The organism is Micromonospora sp. CA-248260 (assembly GCF_050942205.1).
GTDB classification, from domain to species: Bacteria; Actinomycetota; Actinomycetes; order Mycobacteriales; family Micromonosporaceae; genus Micromonospora; species Micromonospora antibiotica.
The window spans coordinates 5,086,643-5,105,112 of sequence record NZ_CP192021.1; the positions used below are offsets into that span (position 1 = coordinate 5,086,643).

At 73.6% G+C, this 18,470-nt stretch carries 16 protein-coding genes and 1 pseudogene; 8 read left to right on the forward strand and 9 right to left on the reverse strand.

The annotated features are described in order from the left end of the window. Nucleotides 1-3: 3 nt before the first annotated feature. Genes ACQP2H_RS21700 through ACQP2H_RS21710 form a run of 3 tightly spaced genes read left to right on the forward strand, consistent with a single transcriptional unit; the run spans nucleotide 4 to nucleotide 2,095 of the window. Nucleotides 4-744: an ABC transporter ATP-binding protein gene (locus tag ACQP2H_RS21700; protein WP_219463875.1), complete on the forward strand. Its 741-nt coding sequence runs from the start codon at nucleotides 4-6 to the stop codon at nucleotides 742-744. Next, complete coding sequence (locus ACQP2H_RS21705) at nucleotides 741-1,496, forward strand: ABC transporter permease (protein ID WP_219463877.1); 756 nt, start codon at nucleotides 741-743, stop codon at nucleotides 1,494-1,496. The genes ACQP2H_RS21700 and ACQP2H_RS21705 overlap by 4 nt, the downstream gene beginning before the upstream one ends. Before the next feature lie 5 nt (nucleotides 1,497-1,501). After that, nucleotides 1,502-2,095: a TetR family transcriptional regulator gene (locus tag ACQP2H_RS21710; protein WP_433228656.1), complete on the forward strand. Its 594-nt coding sequence runs from the start codon at nucleotides 1,502-1,504 to the stop codon at nucleotides 2,093-2,095. Nucleotides 2,096-2,263: 168 nt separating this feature from the next. Here the strand turns inward: ACQP2H_RS21710 and ACQP2H_RS21715 are convergent, their stop codons facing one another. From ACQP2H_RS21715 to ACQP2H_RS21725, 3 genes are all read right to left on the reverse strand, one after another. Next, nucleotides 2,264-3,001 (reverse strand): DUF2470 domain-containing protein, encoded by a 738-nt coding sequence (locus ACQP2H_RS21715; protein WP_433228658.1) that lies wholly within the window; start codon nucleotides 2,999-3,001, stop codon nucleotides 2,264-2,266. A 223-nt stretch (nucleotides 3,002-3,224) separates the two neighbouring features. Continuing rightward, the gene (locus ACQP2H_RS21720) at nucleotides 3,225-5,012 is read right to left on the reverse strand and encodes an ABC transporter ATP-binding protein (protein ID WP_308290857.1); all 1,788 of its coding nucleotides are present in this window, start codon (nucleotides 5,010-5,012) and stop codon (nucleotides 3,225-3,227) included. 56 nt (nucleotides 5,013-5,068) lie between these two features. Continuing rightward, nucleotides 5,069-6,943 (reverse strand): ABC transporter ATP-binding protein, encoded by a 1,875-nt coding sequence (locus ACQP2H_RS21725; protein WP_363818457.1) that lies wholly within the window; start codon nucleotides 6,941-6,943, stop codon nucleotides 5,069-5,071. 217 nt (nucleotides 6,944-7,160) lie between these two features. Between ACQP2H_RS21725 and ACQP2H_RS21730 the strand changes: the two genes are divergently transcribed. The 3 genes from ACQP2H_RS21730 (at nucleotide 7,161) to ACQP2H_RS21740 (ending at nucleotide 10,938) form a co-directional block, all read left to right on the forward strand. Next, nucleotides 7,161-7,790 (forward strand): TIGR03085 family metal-binding protein, encoded by a 630-nt coding sequence (locus ACQP2H_RS21730; protein WP_357536956.1) that lies wholly within the window; start codon nucleotides 7,161-7,163, stop codon nucleotides 7,788-7,790. A 106-nt stretch (nucleotides 7,791-7,896) separates the two neighbouring features. After that, nucleotides 7,897-8,937 (forward strand): terpene synthase family protein, encoded by a 1,041-nt coding sequence (locus ACQP2H_RS21735; RefSeq protein ID WP_433228660.1) that lies wholly within the window; start codon nucleotides 7,897-7,899, stop codon nucleotides 8,935-8,937. 174 nt (nucleotides 8,938-9,111) lie between these two features. Next, on the forward strand, nucleotides 9,112-10,938 hold the full coding sequence (locus tag ACQP2H_RS21740) for an AMP-dependent synthetase/ligase (protein WP_208569704.1): 1,827 nt from the start codon (nucleotides 9,112-9,114) through the stop codon (nucleotides 10,936-10,938). Nucleotides 10,939-10,996: 58 nt separating this feature from the next. Here ACQP2H_RS21740 and ACQP2H_RS21745 read toward each other — a convergent pair whose 3' ends face one another. Both ACQP2H_RS21745 and ACQP2H_RS21750 read right to left on the reverse strand, forming a co-directional pair. After that, entirely contained in the window at nucleotides 10,997-12,301 is a 1,305-nt protein-coding gene (locus tag ACQP2H_RS21745; protein WP_208569705.1) for a low temperature requirement protein A, read from the reverse strand. A gap of 81 nt (nucleotides 12,302-12,382) precedes the next feature. After that, on the reverse strand, nucleotides 12,383-13,840 hold the full coding sequence (locus ACQP2H_RS21750; protein ID WP_219463889.1) for a PLP-dependent aminotransferase family protein: 1,458 nt from the start codon (nucleotides 13,838-13,840) through the stop codon (nucleotides 12,383-12,385). Nucleotides 13,841-13,898: 58 nt separating this feature from the next. Here ACQP2H_RS21750 and ACQP2H_RS21755 point away from each other — a divergent pair. Both ACQP2H_RS21755 and ACQP2H_RS21760 read left to right on the forward strand, forming a co-directional pair. Beyond that, nucleotides 13,899-14,549: pseudogene (locus ACQP2H_RS21755) on the forward strand (YczE/YyaS/YitT family protein); the annotation flags it as partial. Nucleotides 14,550-14,879: 330 nt separating this feature from the next. Beyond that, nucleotides 14,880-15,338 carry a hypothetical protein gene (locus ACQP2H_RS21760; protein ID WP_208569707.1) on the forward strand — a complete coding sequence of 153 codons (459 nt, stop codon included), beginning with the start codon at nucleotides 14,880-14,882 and terminating at the stop codon, nucleotides 15,336-15,338. 91 nt (nucleotides 15,339-15,429) lie between these two features. On the opposite strand, the gene hisF is transcribed toward ACQP2H_RS21760, so the two are convergent. From hisF to ACQP2H_RS21780, 4 genes are all read right to left on the reverse strand, one after another. Continuing rightward, nucleotides 15,430-16,197 carry an imidazole glycerol phosphate synthase subunit HisF gene (gene hisF, locus ACQP2H_RS21765; RefSeq protein WP_433228663.1) on the reverse strand — a complete coding sequence of 256 codons (768 nt, stop codon included), beginning with the start codon at nucleotides 16,195-16,197 and terminating at the stop codon, nucleotides 15,430-15,432. A gap of 199 nt (nucleotides 16,198-16,396) precedes the next feature. Then, complete coding sequence (locus ACQP2H_RS21770) at nucleotides 16,397-17,395, reverse strand: NADP-dependent oxidoreductase (RefSeq protein WP_219463891.1); 999 nt, start codon at nucleotides 17,393-17,395, stop codon at nucleotides 16,397-16,399. Nucleotides 17,396-17,441: 46 nt separating this feature from the next. Then, complete coding sequence (locus tag ACQP2H_RS21775; RefSeq protein ID WP_244253193.1) at nucleotides 17,442-17,873, reverse strand: organic hydroperoxide resistance protein; 432 nt, start codon at nucleotides 17,871-17,873, stop codon at nucleotides 17,442-17,444. A gap of 5 nt (nucleotides 17,874-17,878) precedes the next feature. Further along, nucleotides 17,879-18,322, reverse strand: a complete 444-nt coding sequence (locus ACQP2H_RS21780) for a MarR family winged helix-turn-helix transcriptional regulator (RefSeq protein ID WP_363818464.1) — start codon at nucleotides 18,320-18,322, stop codon at nucleotides 17,879-17,881. Nucleotides 18,323-18,470: the final 148 nt, after the last annotated feature.

The window sequence follows — 18,470 nt, forward strand, 5'->3', positions numbered from 1 at the left end:
GCGATGGACGACGCCATCGCCGTCCGCGACCTGGTCGTCGACCGGGGTCGACGACGGGTGCTGGACGGCATCGGCTGCACGGTGCCGCGCGGCGCGGTCACCGGGCTGCTCGGCCCGAGCGGCAGCGGCAAGACCACCCTGATGCGGGCCGTGGTCGGGGTGCAGACGATCAACTCGGGCACGGTCACCGTGCTGGGTCGACCGGCCGGCGCGGCCGAGCTACGCCGCCGGGTCGGCTACCTGACCCAGGCCCCCAGCGTCTACGTCGACCTGACGGTCCGGGAGAACGCCCGCTACTTCGCCGCCCTCCAGGGGCGTACCGCCGCCGACGCCGACGCGGCGGTCACCGACGTCGGCCTGGCCGCCGCCGCCGGCCAACTGGTCGGCACCCTCTCCGGCGGGCAACGCAGCCGGGCCTCACTGGCCTGCGCGCTGGTCGGCGAACCGGAACTGGTCGTCCTCGACGAGCCCACCGTCGGGCAGGACCCGGTGCTACGGGCCGACCTGTGGGCCCGGTTCCACGCCCTGGCCGCCGCCGGGACCACCCTGCTGGTGTCCAGCCACGTGATGGACGAGGCGGCCCGCTGCGACCGGCTGCTGCTGATCCGCCACGGCCGGCTGATCGCCGACGACACCCCCGACGCGGTCCGCGCCGCGACCGGGGTGGACGACCTGGAAGAGGCGTTCCTGCGCCTCATCCGGGCCGGCGAGGCCGGCCCGGCGGACATCGGGGAGGCGGCGTGAACCCGACGATCCTGGCCGCCACCACCGGGCGCATCCTGCGTCAACTGCGACACGACCGGCGTACGGTGGCGCTGCTGGTGGTGGTGCCGACGGTGCTGCTCACCCTGGTCTACTACATGTACGCCGACCAGCCCGCCCCACCCGGGCGACCGTCCCCCTTCGACCGGGTGGCCCTGGTGATGCTGGGCTTCTTCCCGTTCATCATCATGTTCCTGGTGACCAGCATCGCGATGCTCCGGGAACGCACCAGCGGGACGCTGGAACGGCTGCTCACCACCCCGCTGGGCAAGCTCGACCTGCTCTTCGGCTACGGCATCGCGTTCGGGCTGGCCGGGGTGGTCCAGTCGACCGTCGCCGCCGCCGCGGCGTACCGGCTGCTCGGGCTGACCACCGCCGGGTCCGCCGCGCTGGTCGTGCTGATCGCCGCGGTCAACGCGGTGCTGGCCGTCGCGCTGGGGCTGCTGTGCAGCGCCTTCGCCCGCACCGAGTTCCAGGCGGTGCAGTTCATGCCGGTCGTGGTCGCCCCGCAACTGCTCCTGTGCGGGCTGTTCGTGCCGCGCGACCAGATGGCCGGCTGGCTCCAGGCCGTCAGCGACGCGCTGCCCCTGTCGTACGCGGTGGAGGCGCTCCAGGAGGTCGGCGCGCACCCCACACCGACCGGCCTGATGTGGCGCGACGTGTCGATCGTGGCCGGCGCGGCGGTGGTGGCCCTGGTGCTGGCGGCGGCGACCCTGCGCCGGCGCAGCGGGTGAGCCCGGTGACCCGACGCACCGGCCGCCGCCCCGGCAACCAGGACACCCGGGAGGCGATCCTCGCCGCCGCCCGGTCGGCGTTCGCCGAACGCGGTTTCGACGCGACCTCGATCCGGCAGGTCGCCACCGCCGCCGGGGTCGATCCGGCCCTGGTCCACCACTACTTCGGCAGCAAGGAGGAGCTGTTCCGGGCCACCGTCGACATCCCGGTCGACCCGGCCGCGCTGCTGCCCGCCGTGCTGGCCGGCGACCCGGACGGGATCGGGGAACGGCTGGTCCGCACGTTCCTCGGGGTGTGGGACTCGCCGGCCGGCGGGGCGGCGGTGGCGCTGCTCCGCTCGGCGAGCAACAACGAGTGGACGGCCCGGCTGATGCGCGAGTTCCTGACCCCCCAGGTGCTGCGCCGGGTGCTCGACCAGCTCGACCTCGACCCGGCGGAACGGCCGCTGCGCGGCGCCCTGGTCGCCACCCAGATGATCGGCCTGGCCATGATGCGCTACGTCATCCGCCTCGAACCGGTCGCCTCCGCCACCCCCGACACCCTGGCCACAACCCTCGGCCCCACCATCCACCGCTACCTCACCGCCCCCCTCCCCTAACCCCGCCCCGGCGACGCCCTGCCCCGGCGACGCCCCGCCCCGGTGATGCCCTGCCCCGGTGATGCCCCGTCCCGGTGATCAAGAGGTTTACGTCACGAAAGCCGCCCGGCATGACGCAAACCTCTTGATCACCGGGGCAGGGGGCGGGGGTGGGAGCGGGGGTGGGGGTCAGGGGTGGGGGTGGGCGGGGGTGGGGAGGTGGAGCAGGGGGTGCAGGAGGTGGGGCAGGTCCGCCGGGTCGGTGGCCGGGTGGGGGAACGGCAGGCGGGTGCGGCGGCGGTCGCCGGGTCGGCCGTACGCCACGACCAGGCCGTAGCGGTCCAGGCGTACCACCCGGGGCTCGTCGCCGGTCAGCCGGAGCCGACCGCGCAGGTACGCGACCGTCTCCGGCCCGTGGCGGTTGGCGAGATCGGCCAGCAGCGCGGCCTCGTCGGCGTGCAGCGGGTCCGGCTCGGCGGCGGCGTACTCGCCGGGATCGACCCGGTGCACCACACCGGCGGTCTCCAGCCGGGCCTCGACCACCTCGAAGCGGTGCAGCCGGAAGCGGCTCCCGACGTCGAGCAGGTCGCCGGTCGGGTCCACGGCGGCGAAGTCGACGGCGGCGCGACGGGCCGACTCTCCGTCCAGTGGCACCGCCCAGCCGGAGACCCAGGCCCGGCCGGCCGAGGGCGCTCCGGCGGCCGGAGGCAGATCGAGCACGTCGAGCACCACGGCGACGTCCCGGGCGACCCCCGGGTCGAGCTCGGCGGCCAGGTCGCTGAAGACCGGGACGAGCAGCAGCACCCGCCCCTCCACGTCGGTGGCGTGCCGGACGTGGAACGGCCCGGGTCGGTGGGCGAGATGCACCAGGCCGGGCAGCCGACCGGCCACCAGGGTACGGATCAGCTCAGCAGGGGTCGGGGCCACCGGGCACCTCCGATAAAGGTTAGCCTTACCTAACCCGCAGCGTAGAGCACCCGGGCGACCACGTCCACCGACCGCCGATTCCGCAGGGACACGCTGCTCGGCGGCACGGACCCGGCGGCCGGTCGCCCGTCACCGGCACCGCGCCGGACGTCAGCGGGCCTGCGCCAACCAGCCAGCCGAAGCGTCCACAGCAGGTGGCAGGGCGGTGTCCGGTGCCGGCCGGTCAGCGGGTCTGTTCCAACCAGGAGGCGTAGAGCAGGCCGTAGACCGAGTCGGGGTCACGGAGGAGTTCCTCGTGCGGGCCGCGCTGCACGATCCGACCCCGGTCCACCACCACCACCTCGTCGGCGGCCTGCGCGGTGGAGAGGCGATGCGCGATGGCCAGCGTGGTACGACCCCGGGTCACCGCGTCCAGGGTGCGTTGCAGGCGTACCTCGGTGGCCGGGTCGACGGCGCTCGTCGCCTCGTCCAGCACCAGCAGATCCGGATCCGCCACGTACGCCCGGGCCAGCGCCACCAGCTGCCGCTCCCCGACGCTCAACGCCTCCCCCCGCTCCCCCACCGCAGTGGCCAGACCCGCCGGCAGACCGTCCAACCAGTCGGCCAGCCCCAGCTCGGTGAACGCGGCGGTGAGCTGCGCGTCGGTCAGCTCGGGGCGGGCGAAGCGGACGTTCTCCCCGACCGTGGCGTCGAACAGGAACCCGTCCTGCGGCACCATCACCACCCGGGACCGCAACGAGTCGAACCGCACCTCGTCCAGCGGCACCCCGGACAGCAGCACCCGCCCCTGCGTCGGGTCCATCAGCCGGGTGAGCAGCTTGGCGAAGGTGGTCTTGCCGCTGCCGGTCTCGCCGACCACCGCCACCCGGCTCTTCGCCGCGATGTCCAGGGTGACGCCGTGCAGCACCGGCGGCCCACCCGGATAGGCGAACGTCACCCCGGCGAAGCGGATGTCCAACGGCCCGGCCGGCAGCTCCCGACCCTGCTCGCCCGGGTCGGCCACGTCCGGCGCGATGTCGAGCACGTCGAGCACCCGCCGCCAGCCGGCAATGGCGTTCTGCGCCTCGTTGAGCACCTCGGTGGCGATCTGCACCGGCTGGATGAAGAGGGTGACCAGGAAGAGGAAGGCGGTGAGCTGGCCGACGGACAGCGTCCGGTCCACCCCGAGCGACACCCCGACCACCACCACCCCGGCCAGTGCCACCCCGGCCGCCAACTCCCCCACCGAGCTGCCCATGATGCTGATCCGGATCGCCCGCTGCTGGGCCACCCGCTGCCCGTCGATCGCCTCGTCCAGCCGGCGGGCCGTCCGCCCGGACACCCCGTACGCCCGGATCACCGGCGCACCCACCACGCTCTCGGCGATCGTGCCGAGCAGGGTGCCCATCCGCTGCCGGACCACCCCGTACGCCCCGGCCAACCGGCGCTGCAGCAGCCGGATCATCAGCACCGCCGGGGTGAACGCGACGAGCACCACCAGCGTCAACTGCCAGGAGTACGCCAGCATCACCGCCGTGGTGACCACGAGCTGGCCCAGGTTGACCAGGAGGATGACCCCGCCCCACTGGAGGAAATGGGTGATCTGGTCGACGTCGCTGGTCACCCGGGAGACCAGCGAACCGCGCCGCTCGGACTGCTGGTGCAGCATCGACAGGTCGTGCACGTGCCGGAACGCCCTGGTCCGGACGTTGGCCAGTGCGGTCTCGCTGACCGTGAACAGCCGCCGCATCATCAGGTACCCACAGGCGGTGGTGACCACCAGCACCGCCGTGGTGGCGGTGACCACCGTGACGATCACCCCGAGGTCCGGACCACCGGGTACGGCGATCCCCTGGTCGATGCCGCGTTGCACGGCGACCGGGACCGCCACCCGGCCGACCATGTAGACCAGCGCCAGGGCGATCGTGCCGGCCAGTCCGGTACGTAGCTCGGGCGAGAGCGCCAGCCCCCGGCGCAACGTCTGCCAGGTCCCCTCGACCCGTTCGTCCCCGCCACCCACATTCGCGCTCACCGGCGTCGACCCTTCGTTCGCAACTGCGGGGCTCCGCTGCGCTGCACTCCTCGCGCTCACCGGTCCACCTCGATTTCCAGGCCCGACGGCAGCGGGGCGACCTCGTCGTACGTCCGGTTCTGTTCGCGTTCCAGCTCGGCCTGCTCGTAGGCGGTGACCAGGTCGACGTAGCCGGGCACGCTGGCCAGCAGCTCGGTGTGGGTGCCCCGGGCCAGCACCCGGCCCTGCTCCAGGTAGATCACCTCGTCGGCGAGCGCGATGGTCGCCCGCCGGTAGGCCACCACCAGGATCGACGCGGCTGCCGGCTGGCCGGGTGCCGGGGCGCGCAGCCCGGCCAGGATGGCCGCCTCGACCCGCGGGTCGACCGCACTGGTGGCGTCGTCGAGCACCAGCAGCCGGGGCCGGCCGGCCAGCGCGCGGGCCAGGGTGAGACGTTGTCGTTGGCCGCCGGAGAGCGAGGTGCCCCGCTCCCCGACCATGGTGTCCAGCCCGTCGGGGAGGGCGGCGACGAAACCGTCGGCCTCGGCCAGCCGCAGCGCCGCCCAGACGTCCTCGTCGTCGATGCCCGGCCGGTCCAGGCTGATGTTGGCCCGGACGGTGTCGTCGAAGACGAACGGCACCTGGGCGACCAGGGCGACGGTCGAGGCGAGTGACGCGGCGGTGAGCCGGCGCACGTCCACCCCGTCGAGGGTGACCGTGCCGGCATCCGGGTCGACCAGTCGGACCGCCAGCGAGGCGATGGTGGACTTGCCGGCGCCGGTCGGCCCGACCAGCGCCACCGTCCGCCCGGCGGGCACGGTGAAGGCGACCTCGCCGAGCACAGACGTCCCGGGCAGGTGCGCCTCGGCGGGCTCGTAGCCGAAGTGGACGCCGTCGAAGGCGAGGGTGGCGGGCGTGGCGTCGTCGGCGAGGGTGACGTCCCCGTAGGGCATCTCGCCGGTGGCGTCGAGTACCCGGCTGACCCGGTCCCACCCGGCCACGCTGCGGGGCAGCTCGGCCAGCACCCAGCCGATGGCCCGCACCGGGAAGGCCAGCACGGTGAAGAGGAAGGCGACGCTGACCAGTTCGGTGACGGTGATCGCACCCTGCCGCAGCCGGATCGTGCCGACCACGAGCACGGCCAGGGTGCCGAGGCTGGGCAGCGTCTCCAGCAGCGGATCGAAGACCCCCCGCAGCCGGCCGACGGAGATCAGCGAGTCGCGTAGCTCGTGGGCCCGGCCGGCGAACCGGGCGGTCTCCTGGGCCTCCCGGCCCATGGTCTTGACCACCAGCGCGCCGTCGAAGCTCTCGTGGGCGATCCCGCTGACCTCGGCCCGCAGCCGTTGCGCCCGGGCCTGGCGGGGGGCCATCCGGCGGGAGTAGACCACGTTGAGCGCGAACAGGGCGGGGAACACGGCCAGCCCGACCAGGGCGAGCGCCCAGTCGGTGACGAAGAGTGAGCCGACCGCGCCGACCAGCATCACCAGCGTGCCCACCGCGAACGGCAGCGGCGCGATCGGATACCAGGCGGCCTCGACGTCGGAGTTGGCGTTGGACAGCAACGTGCCGGTGGAGTTGCGGTGGTGCCAGGACAGCGGCAGCTCCAGGTAACGGCGCGTCACCCGGCGGCGGTAGGCGGCCTGGAGGCGGAACTGCATGTAACCGGCGCCGAGCCGACGGCCGAAGATGCCCACCACCCGCAGCACGCTGATCCCGAACAACGCCACGGCGGCCAGGGCCAGCGTGCTCGTGCCGACCTCGCCGGACTCGATCGCCGGCACCACCACGTCGCCGACGACCGCGCCGACCACGTACGCGCTGACGATCACCAGCCCGCCGAAGAGCACGCTACCGGCGACCGCCACCGCGAAGATCCGCGGTTGTTCCCGGATCGCCCGGCCGAGGACCCACAACCCCCGGTGGATCACGTCCCGACTCGTCCCGCTCGCCACGCTCTCCCCCGCCGTAAGCCGCAATTATCTCCCTTATCCTTACCGCTCGCCGCCACCTACGCCGCCCGGCGCGGTATGTCCACCATCACGTCGAAGACCGCGCCACCACACCGCGCCCGGGCCGCCGGCCCGCCGGACGGCGCTGCCGGACCGCGCGGGGCAGGTGGGAAGGGTCGCTCGCCGCGCCGACTGCGGCCGACCGTCCTACGATCGCTGCATGCCGCGGTACGCCCGAGCGGAGCGCGAGGCGCTCGCCGACCTGATGCTGGAAGTGGGCCCGGACGCCCCGACGATCAACGAGGGGTGGACCGCCCGGGACCTCGCCGCCCACCTGGTGGTGCGGGAGCGCCGCCCCGACGCCGCCGGTGGCATCCTGCTGCCACCCCTGCACGGGTACGCCGAGCGGGTGCGGCTGCGCACGGCCGCCCGGCCCTGGCCGGAGCTGGTCGACCAGGTGCGCCGGCCGCCGGTGTGGAGCCCGGTCAGCAACCCGCTCACCGACGAGTTGGCCAACACGATGGAGTTCTTCATCCACCACGAGGACGTCCGGCGGGCCCGGTCGGGGTGGCACCCCCGGGACCTCCCGGCGGGGCTGGCCGCCCGGTTGTGGAAGCCGGTCGCCCTGCTCGCCCGGACCCGGGCCCGCCGGTTCCCGGCCAGTCTGCTGGTGCAGGCGCCGGGGCACGGCGAGGTGGCCACCGGCCGGGGTGGTGACCGGGTACGCCTGGTCGGCTCCCCCGGTGAGCTGGTGCTGTTCCTCTCCGGCCGGCAACGGGTGGCCCGGGTCCAGCTCGACGGCCCGCCCGCGTTGACCGAACGGCTGCGTACCGCCCAGCTGGGGATGTAGGCGCCCCGGCCCGCACCCGCGTGCCGTCCGGGCACCGGACCGCACGGCCGGCGAGCACCCGCGCGCCGGCAGGTCACCCGTTGTGCCGTTCCCGTCACCTTCTGCCGTGGCGGTCGACTCGACCGCCCCGACCGCCACCGGCAATGATCTGTGTCGATTCCCCAGGCGTACTCTCCGGCAACGCCACCGGTGGGGTGGCCGACTGGGGAAACCATGCGAAGCTTCGACGTCTCGGCGCTGCTCGAACCACCCTTCGTCAGCCGACGGCACGCCGCCACCGACGCGGTGGCGGCGGCGAGCCTGGAGTGGGCCCACCGGCAGGGCCTGGTCGGGGCGGGTCGTTCGGCGGGCCGGCTGCACCGGGCCGGGGCCGCCGAGCTGGCCGGCCGCGCCTGCCCGCAGGCGTCGGTGGCGCACCTGCGGCTGCTCACCGACCTGTTCTCCTGGCTGTTCGTGGTGGACGACGTCTGCGACGACGACGGGCTGGGCAGCACGCCGGCCACCCTCGCGCCGACCGTCGCCGCGCTGCTGGACGTCCTCGACCGGCACGGGGCCCCGACCGGCCGGGGCGCTCGGTGCCGCCCTGGCCGACCTGTGCCGCCGGGTCGGCCACCAGCGCCGCCCCGCGCTGCTGCTGCGGCTGGTCAGCCAGTTGCGGGCGTACCTGCTCGCGCTGCTGTGGGAGGCGGCGAACCGGGAGCACCGGCGGGTGCCGGGGGTGGCGGAGTACCGCCAGATGCGCCGGCACACCGGTGGGGTACGCCCCAGCCTGGCCCTCACCGATCTGGCGTACGGTCGACTGCCCGGCGCCCGGAGGCGGGTCGACCCCGCGGTGGTCGCGCTGGACGACCTCGCCGTCGACCTGGTCTGCTGGTGCAACGACCTGTTCTCCTACCGCAAGGAGCAGGGTCCGGTGGCCGACCCGCACAACCTGGTGACCGTCCTCGCCGCGCAGACCGGACGGGGTGAGGCGGCCGCCTTCCGCCTGGCTGCCGGGTGGTTCAACGACGGGCTGGCCGACTACCTGGTCCGCGAGGCGGCGCTGGTCGCGCACGGCGGGCCCGCGTTGACGCCCTACCTGGCGGCCCGCCGCTCGTGGCTGCGCGCCACCTACGACTGGTCGGCACGGGCGGACCGGTACGCCTGACCCGGCCGCCGCACCCGCGGGGCTCGGGGAGCGGTCACCGGCCACCTCTGCGGGGATTCAGCCGCCTCACAGGTACGGGGGCTAGCCGATGCCCCGGCGCAGGCAATACCCTTCGGTAACCGCAGCGCGACGTGACCCCCGTCACGTCACCCACCCCTGAAGGCGGCTTCCACGATGGCTCTCGATATCCCGTACCGCTCCATTCCCGACATGTTCCGTAAGCGGGTGGCCGCGACCCCCGACCAGCACGCCTTCGCCCATCCGGCACCCGACGACTCCGGCCCGGTCTGGTTGACCTGGGCCCAGGTAGGCCGGCGGGCCGACGCGGTCGCTGCGGGCCTGCACGGGCTCGGGGTCGGGCTGGAGGATCCGGTGGCGATCCTGGCGAACACCCGACTGGAGTGGATCATCGCCGATTTCGGCATCATGTGCGCGGGCGGGGCGACCACCACCGTCTACCCCACCACCGAGCCGCAGGACGCGGCGTACATCATCGCCGACTCCGGTTCCCGGGTGCTGTTCGCGGAGAACCCGGCCCAGGCGGCGAAGGTCGCGGGCACGCAACTGCCCGCGCTGACCCACGTGGTGCTCTTCGACGGCACCCCCGACCCGGCCGCCGCCGTGCCCCAGTTGACCCTGGCCGAGCTGGAGGAGCAGGGCGCGCAGGCGCTCGCCGCCGACCCGGGCCTGGTCGACCGGCTGATCGCCCCGGTCGGCCCCGATCACCTGGCGACGCTGATCTACACCTCGGGCACCACCGGCCGGCCCAAGGGCGTCGAGCTGCTGCACGGCGGCTGGTGCTGGGAGGGGGTGGTGCAGGCCGAGACGGGTCTGCTGCGCGACGACGACGTGCAGTACCTCTGGCTGCCGCTGTCGCACTCGTTCGGCAAGACGCTGCTCTGCGGCTCGACACACGTCGGACTGCCGACCTACGTCGACGGGCGGGTGGACAAGCTGGTCGAGTTGCTGTCGGTGATCCGGCCGACGCTGATGTGCGGGGCGCCCCGGGTCTACGAGAAGGTCTACAACAAGGCGGTCACCACCGCGCAGGACGCCGGCGGCGCGAAGGCGAAGATCTTCGCCTGGGCCGTCGCGGTCGGCAAGGAGAAGATCGCCCTGGAGCAGGCCGGCCGGCCGGTGCCGGGTGGCCTGAAGCTCAGGTACGCGGTGGCCGAGAAGCTGGTGTTCAGTAAGCTCCAGGCCCGGCTCGGCGGCCGGATCCGGGTGCTCGTCTCCGGGGCGGCCCCGCTGAGCGCGGAGATCGCCACCTTCTTCGCCGCGGCGAACCTGCCCATCTCCGAGGGGTACGGCCTGACCGAGACCAGCGCCGGCAACTTCGTCAACCCGCCCGACGGGTTGCGGATCGGCACGGTCGGCCGGGCGATGGGCGACCTGGAGTGCCGGATCGACACCGACGGGGAGATCCTGGTCCGGGGCCGGCCGGTGATGCGCGGCTACCACAACCTGCCCGAGGAGACGGCCGCCGCGTTCACCGAGGACGGCTTCTTCCGTACCGGGGACATCGGCAGCCTCGACGACGACGGTTACCTGCGCATCACCGACCGCAAGAAGGACCTGGTCAAGACCTCCGGCGGCAAGTACGTCGCGCCGTCGCACATCGAGGGGATGTTCAAGGCGATCTGCCCCTACACCTCGCAGGCGATCGTGATCGGTCAGGCCCGCAACTACTGCACCATGCTGGTCAGCCTGGACCCGGATGCGATCCGGGGTTGGGCGGCGGGCGGCCCGCTCGACGGGCGCGACTACGCCGAGATCGTCGCCTCGCCCGAGGCCCGGGCCATGGTCGAGGAGCACGTCGCCCAGCTCAACACCAAGCTCAACCGCTGGGAGACGATCAAGAAGGTGACCGTCCTGCCCCGCGACCTGACCATCGAGGACGGCGAGATGACCCCGTCGTTGAAGATCAAACGACGCGGGGTGGAGAGCAACTTCGCCGCCGAGATCGACCGGATGTACGCGGGCAGCCTGGCCGAGATCTGAGCGGTCCGGGCCGGTCGACGTCCGTGTCCCCCCGTCCCGGGACACGGCCGTCGACCGGTCACAGGTGCTCGCGACGCCACCGGCTCTGCTCGGCCTCGGCGGCTTCCTGTTCCGCCAGGGCCAGCTGGCGTACCCGGTGCCGACGCCGGCCCTGCCCCCGGGTCTCCACCACCACCAGGGCGACGCAGACCAGCGCCAGCAGGGCCAACGCGCCCACCTCGGACACCCGGGCCCCCACCGGGGCGAGCGCGGCCAGCGCCAGTACCGCCAGCACCGGCGGCCAGCGCAGCACCCGCAGCGCCCGCAGCCCGCAGGCGACGAGGCTGAGCAGGTAGAGACTCACCCCGCCGTAGAGCACCAGCACCCAGTAACCACCCAGCGGCACCCCCCAGTCCGGGTTGTCCGGGTCGGCCACCTCGGTCAGCAGGTCCTTGAGCCCGAGGGCGAAGAAGATGACCCCGGCGACGATCGGCAGGTGCAGGTAGGTGTAGGCGTCCCGGGCCAACCGGGCCCGGTGTGCCGGGTCCCGGCTGCGGTGCAGGGCCTGTTCCAGGGCGAGCGCCAGGGTGTCGAAGTAGGCCCACCAGAGCACCGACGCCACGGCGATGCCGAGCACCGCGGCGATCACCACCGGCCAGGTCAGCGGCAGGCCGGTGACGAACTTCGGGCCGACCCCCAGCGCGATGATCGACTCGCCGAGCGCGATCAGCACCATCAGGGCGTGCCGTTCCGCCCAGTGCCCGGCGGAGACCACCACCCAGTACGTCCCGCCCAGCCGCACCCCGGCCGCGTACTCCAGCAGCAGCGCGGCCGTCCACAGGGTGAGTTGCAGGGCGGTGGCGGCCCCGTCCCCGGAGATCCGGTTCGGCAGCAGCGCGGAGGCGACCAGCAGGGCGGCGGCGACCACCGGCAGCACCGCGAGCCGCCGCCACTGCCGCCACCGGGCCGCCTCGCCCCGGGCGAGCAGCCCGAAGACGGCCAACTGGCAGGCCCGGACCAAGAGGTAGCAGCCGACGAAGACCAACGGGCCGTTCAGCCCACCGGGCCGGTCGTTGAACGCCCCCGGCATGCTCAACGCCAGCAGGAAGGTGGCGGCGATGGTGACGAAGCCGACCACCGGCAACAGCCCCTGGTCGGCGCGGACCACGTTGCCGACGCCCGCGAACCCGGTCCAGCACCACCAGAGCAGCCCCAGCACCAGCAGGCAGCGCAGCAGGTTGGTGCCGGTGGGCTGCTGGGAGGTCAGCGCGGTGACGTTGAAGAAGGCGAAGACGAAGACCAGGTCGTAGAAGAGTTCCAGCCGGGTGGTCCGGGAGCCGGGCGCACCGAGCCGGACCCCGCGCGACCACTGCGGGCTGCCCACCCCGGCAGTCTCCCAGCCGACGCCCGCCGATCAGGCCGGTTCGTCCCGACCGGGACCGCCGGCAGTCCCCGGGGCGGGCCGTCAGGCGATCACTGCCGGTTCCCGCCAGCGCGCCCGGCCGGCACCCCGGTCGAGGTCGTAGCGGATCGCGGCCAGCCGCCCGACCGCCTCCACCAGGTCGGCGGCGGGCAGGGTGAAGGGCAGTCGCAGGAAGCGCTCCAGGGTGCCGTCGAGGCCGAACCGGGGACCGGGGGCCAGCCGTACGCCGACCTCCTCGGCTGCCCGGGCCAGGGCGCTGGAGATCGGGCCGTCCAGCTCCACCCAGAGCGTGACGCCCCCACGGGGCACCCCGACCCGCCAGTCCGGCAGCCGCTCGGCGAGCACGTCGAGCAGGGCGTCCCGCTGGGTGACGAGCTGCGCACGGCGGGCCGCGACGATCGCCGGTGCCTGGGCGAGCAGGTGCACCGCCACCAACTGGTCGAGCACCGGGCTGGCCATGTCCACCCCGACCCGGGCGGCGGCCAGCCGCTGCACCTGCGGCGCGGAGGCGCGTACCCAGCCGATCCGCAGACCGCCCCAGTAGGGCTTGCTCATCCCCCCGATGGAGATCACCCGGGAGTGCCGGTCGAAGACGGCGACCGGCGGGGGCAGCGGTGTGCCGTCCAACGGCAGGTCCACGAAGGACTCGTCGACGACCAGGTCGGTGCCGGCGGCGTGGGCGGTGGCGACCAGCCGCTCCCGCAGCTCGGCGGGCATCAGGTGGCCGGTGGGGTTCTGGAACTCGGGAATCAGGTAGGCCAGTTTGGGCCGGGTCTGCCGGACGCTGCCCAGCAGCAGGTCGGCGTCCCAGCCGGCGTCGACGGCGAGGCCGTGGGTGCTGATCCGGGCCCGCCGGGCCGCCAACGCGGCGAGCGCGTTCGGGTAGGTGGGCGATTCGACCAGCACGTTCCCGCCGGGCGCGAGGGCCAGCCGCAGCACCAGGTCCAGCGCGTGCTGGGTGCCGCTGGTCACCATGATCTGCTCGGCGCTGGTCGGCAACCCCCGCTCGGTGTACGCCCGGGCGACCGCCTCGCGCAGCTCGATGATGCCGGTCGGGTGGTAGCCCGCGCCGGACAGGTAACGCGGCAGGTCCTCCACGGCGGCTCGGGCGGCCGGCACCAGCTCGGGTGGGGCGGCCAACGCGGCCACCCCGAGATCGATCATGTCGCGGTCGTCCAGCGGGGTCCACAGGCCGGTGCTGGCGACCCGGTGGGTGCCGGGCAGCATGGTCCAGCTCCCCGCGCCGCGCCGGCTGGCCAGGTGGCCGCTCTCCCGCAACTGCCGGTACGCGGCGGTGACCGTGGTACGGCTGATCCGCAGCGCCTCGGCCAGCTCCCGCTCGGCCGGCAGGCGTACCCCCAGGGGGAGCCGGCCGTCGGCGAGCAGGCCCCGGACGGCGGCGGCGAGCGCGGCGTAGTCGGGGCTGCGGCGACGGCCCGGCAGCGCGTGCCACTGTCCGAGCAACCGGGCCAATTGGACCCCTCGCACCTGACTGGTCACGGCCACCCCTTCGGAATTGGCTCTTCTGTGGGTGATATTGGACTCTAGAGTGGCATGCATGGCTCTGATTGGCAATCTCCGGCACCGCCCCGCCCGGCGGCTCACCCAGCTCTATGCCGGGCTGGTCCTCTACGGGGTCAGCATGGCCATGATGATCCGCTCCGGGCTCGGGCTGGACCCGTGGGACGTCTTCCACCAGGGGCTGGCCCGGCAGACCGGCCTGTCGTTCGGCACCGTGACCATCGCCGTCGGCGCGGTGGTGCTGCTGCTCTGGATCCCGCTGCGGCAACGGCCGGGCCTCGGCACGATCAGCAACGTACTGGTGATCGGACTGGTGGTGGACGCCACGGTGGCCCTGCTGCCGGCCGGGTGGCCGCTGCCCGCCCGGATCGGCCTGCTGCTCGGCGGCATCGTCGCCAACGGCGCCGCCACCGGCCTCTACCTCGGCGCGCGGCTCGGCCCCGGCCCCCGCGACGGCCTGATGACCGGGTACGTCGCCCGCCGGCCGGGCCGCTCGGTCCGGCTGGTCCGCACCGTCATCGAGATCACCGTGCTGGCCCTGGGCTGGCTGCTCGGCGGCACGGTCGGCGTCGGCACCGTCGCGTACGCGCTGGGCATCGGCCCGTTGGCCCAGTTCTTCATCCCCCGCTTCGCCGTCCCCGCCGAACCGGTCCACCCGGAACCGGTCCACCCGGAACCGGACCCCGGACCACAGCTCCCCGGACCGCAGGTCCCCGGACCGCAGCTCTCCGGGCCGCCGCCTGCGGAGCCCGGCCGACGGGACCATCCGGAACCGACCCTCGGGCCACCCGTCGCCGGGCCACCCGTGTCGGCTTCCCCGCCGCCCCCGAGCCCAGCCACCGGGTCACCGGTGTCCGCCGTTCCGGCGTCCCCGGGGGCACCGGTTTTCCGGCCCCGGACAACGGTTACCGGCGAAACCGCCTGCCGAGGGTCCGGGGGTGACCACGCTGAGCTGCGCTGACAGAACAGGGGGGAAGTAGGTGTTTCCTCAACGGACACCTACAGGCATCATTCGTGCATGGGGGAGAATGCGTGGCGCTGGACGGACGCCTGGATCTTCGTGTCACTGGTGATCGCCAGCGGCGCCGGACGGCACCGCCGCGCGGCGGATTCGCGCCGCCCGGAAGGGGTCCGGCTCACTGACGTGCTGTCCACCGCCGACCACCTCAACCAGGCGATACCCGAACGGCACGACGTGGAGACAGCGGTCCAGCGGCTGGTCGGCGCGGGGCTGGTCACCGTCTCCGACGGCTGGTTCCGGATCACCCCCGACGGCGAGCAGCTCTGGCGTACCCGGCCCCGGGCCGGAGTGGGCGGCACGGTCGACAGCATGCAGGGGGTGCTCACCCGGCGACACGCCCCGGGCAGCGCGCAGTGGCACCTGCCCGAGGAGGACCACGCCGCCGCCGTGCAGGAGTACGTGGTCCGGTCGATCCCGGCCCCGCGCCGCTCCCCGGAGGGCCAGACCGGCCGCTGAGCCACCCGACCCGCAGAAGCAGTGCGCCGACCGGATGCACGGGGCGACCCGGCGGCGGTGCGCTCAGCCGACACAGTGCCCGGCGCTGCGTTCAGCGGACGGGGTGCCCGGCGGTGCGCAGGGCGTCCTTGACCTCGCCGACGGTCAGCTCGCCGAAGTGGAAGACGCTGGCGGCGAGCACCGCGTCGGCCCCCGCGCCGATCGCGGGCGGGAAGTGCGCCACCCGGCCGGCGCCGCCGCTGGCGATCACCGGCACGTCGACCACAGCGCGGACCGCCTCGATCAGGGTGAGGTCGAAGCCGGCCTTGGTGCCGTCGGCATCCATCGAGTTGAGCAGGATCTCCCCCGCGCCCAGCTCGGCCCCGCGCGCCGCCCACTCGACCGCGTCGAGCCCGGTGCCGCGGCGGCCACCGTGGGTGGTCACCTCGAAACCGCTGGGGGTGGTGCCGGCTGGTGGCCGCCGGACGTCCAACGAGAGCACCAGCACCTGCCGGCCGAAGCGGTCGGCGATCTCGGCGATCAGCTCGGGTCGGGCGATGGCGGCGGTGTTCACCCCGACCTTGTCGGCCCCGGCGCGCAGCAGGGTGTCCACGTCGGCGACCTGCCGGACCCCACCGCCGACGGTGAGCGGGATGAAGACCGACTCGGCGGTCCGGCGCACCACGTCGAGCATGGTGCCCCGGTCGCTCGAGGACGCGGTGACGTCCAGGAAGGTCAACTCGTCCGCACCGGCCCGGTCGTACGCCGCCGCCAGCTCCACCGGGTCACCGGCGTCGCGCAGGTCGAGGAAGTTGACCCCCTTGACCACCCGACCGGCGTCCACGTCCAGACACGGAATCACCCGTACCGCCACCGTCATGCGCCGAGCCTATCCAACGCCCCCGCCCCACCCCCTGCCCCGCCCACCCAACCCCACCTCCCCACCAACCCCGCCACCTCCCCGGTGATCAAGAGGTTTACGTCAGTTCGATCTCCAAAGGTGACGCAAACCTCTTGATCACCGATACCGGGGCGGGGGGCGGGGAGGGGGAAGGGGAGGAGAGGAGGGGGAGGGAGGGTTAGAGGCGGACGAGCATTTTGCCGAGGTTTTCGCCGCGGAGGAGGCCGAGGAACGCTTCGGGGGCGTTGTCGAGGCCGTCGACGATCGTCTCGTCGTAGGAGAGGCGGCCCTCGCGCAGCCAGCCGGCGACCTCGGTGACGAACTGCTCGCGCAGGTCGCCGTGGTCGCCGACCAGGAAGCCGCGCAGGGTGAGCCGCTTGCCGATGACCAGCGCCAGGTTGCGGGGCGCGGCCGGTGGCTCGGCCGAGTTGTACTGCGCGATCATGCCGCAGATCGCGGCCCGACCGTGCAGGTTCATCGCCCCGATGGCGGCCTCCAGGTGCTCGCCGCCGACGTTGTCGAAGTAGACGTCGACCCCGTCCGGAGCGGCGGCCTTCAGCGCGTCGCGGACCGGACCGTCGTGGTAGTCGAAGGCGGCGTCGAAGCCGAGCTCCGTCAACCGGGCCACCTTGGCCGGCGAGCCGGCGCTGCCGACCACCCGGCCGGCGCCCCGCAGCTTGGCAATCTGGCCGACCATGCTGCCCACCGCGCCGGCCGCGCCGGAGACGAACACGGTCTCCCCGGGCCGCATCGCCGCCACGTCGAGCAGCCCGGCGTACGCGGTCAGCCCGGTCATCCCGAGCACGCTCAGGTAGGCGCTGACCGGGCCGACGTCCGGATCGACACGGCGGGCGGACCGGCCGTCGAGCACGGCGTACTCCCGCCAGCCCAGCCCGTGCAGCACGGTGTCGCCGACGCTGATCCCGTCGGCCCCGCCGGCCACCACCTCGCCGACCGCCCCACCGTCGAGGGGCGCGTCCAGGGCGTACGGCGGCACGTAGGACTTGACGTCGTTCATCCGGCCACGCATGTACGGGTCGACCGACATGAACTGGTTGCGGACCACGATCTGCCCCGGGCCCGGGGTGGGCACCTCGGTCTCGACGAGGCGGAAGTTGTCGGCCGTCGGCCACCCCTGGGGGCGGGAGGCCAGGTGGATCTCACGGTTGCTGGTCATCCGGTGTCGTCCTCTCGTACGCGATGGTGGTGGTCTGCTGCGGCGCTCAGGCCGCAGCGGCCTCGCGCACGGTGAGCGCCACCTCGATGTTGCCCCGGGTGGCGTTCGAGTAGGGGCAGACCTGGTGGGCGGCCTCGACCAGCTGCTGGGCGGCGGCGCGCTCGACGGCCGGCAGGTCCACCACCAGGGTGACGGCAAGACCGAAGCCGCCGCTGCCGTTCGCTCCGATGCCGACCTCGGCCTCGACGACCGAGCCGGTCACGTCGGCCTTGGCCCGGCGGGCCACCACGCGCAGCGCGGAGTGGAAGCAGGCCGCGTAGCCGGCGGCGAAGAGCTGCTCAGGGTTGGCCGCGCCACCTGCGCCGCCCATCTCCTTCGGAATCGCCAGGTCCAGGTCGAGGGTGGAGTCGGAGGTCCGGACGTGGCCGTCCCGGCCGTCGCCGGTGGCGGTCGCGGACGCGGTGTAGAGAACCTGCATGGGAATCACTGCTCCTTCTGTCGGTGGATCGTCTCGGTGACCCGGGTGAGGGTGTCGCGCAACGCGACCAGCTCGGCCTCGTCGAGCCCGGTGGAACAGGCCACCCGCAACGGCACGTCGGTCATCCGTTGGCGCAGGGCCATGCCGTCGGCGGTCAGCCCCACCTCAACCCGTCGCTCGTCGAGCGCGGAGCGGGTGCGGACCACCAGGCCCGCCGCCGCCAGCCGTTTGAGCAGCGGGGAGAGGGTGCCGGAGTCGAGCCGCAGCGCGGTCCCCAGCTCGGAGACCGTGGGCGGGTCGTCGCGCTCCCACAGCACCAGCAGCACCAGGTACTGCGGGTAGGTGAGCCCGAACTCGTCGAGGATGGGGCGGTAGACGTCGGTGAGCGCGCGGGAGGCCGCATAGAGCGCGAAGCAGACCTGATCACGCAACACCAGATGGTCACTCACCGGGAAAACGTAGCTCGCAATTCAATTGCGTACAACTTATCTGGCCGGAAGTGACCCGGGTCTCCCCCCGGCGGCGGGCCGGCACGGGGAGCGCCACGGGCCGGGACGGGTCAGGGCGACAGGCCGGGACGGCGGGTCAGGGCGACAG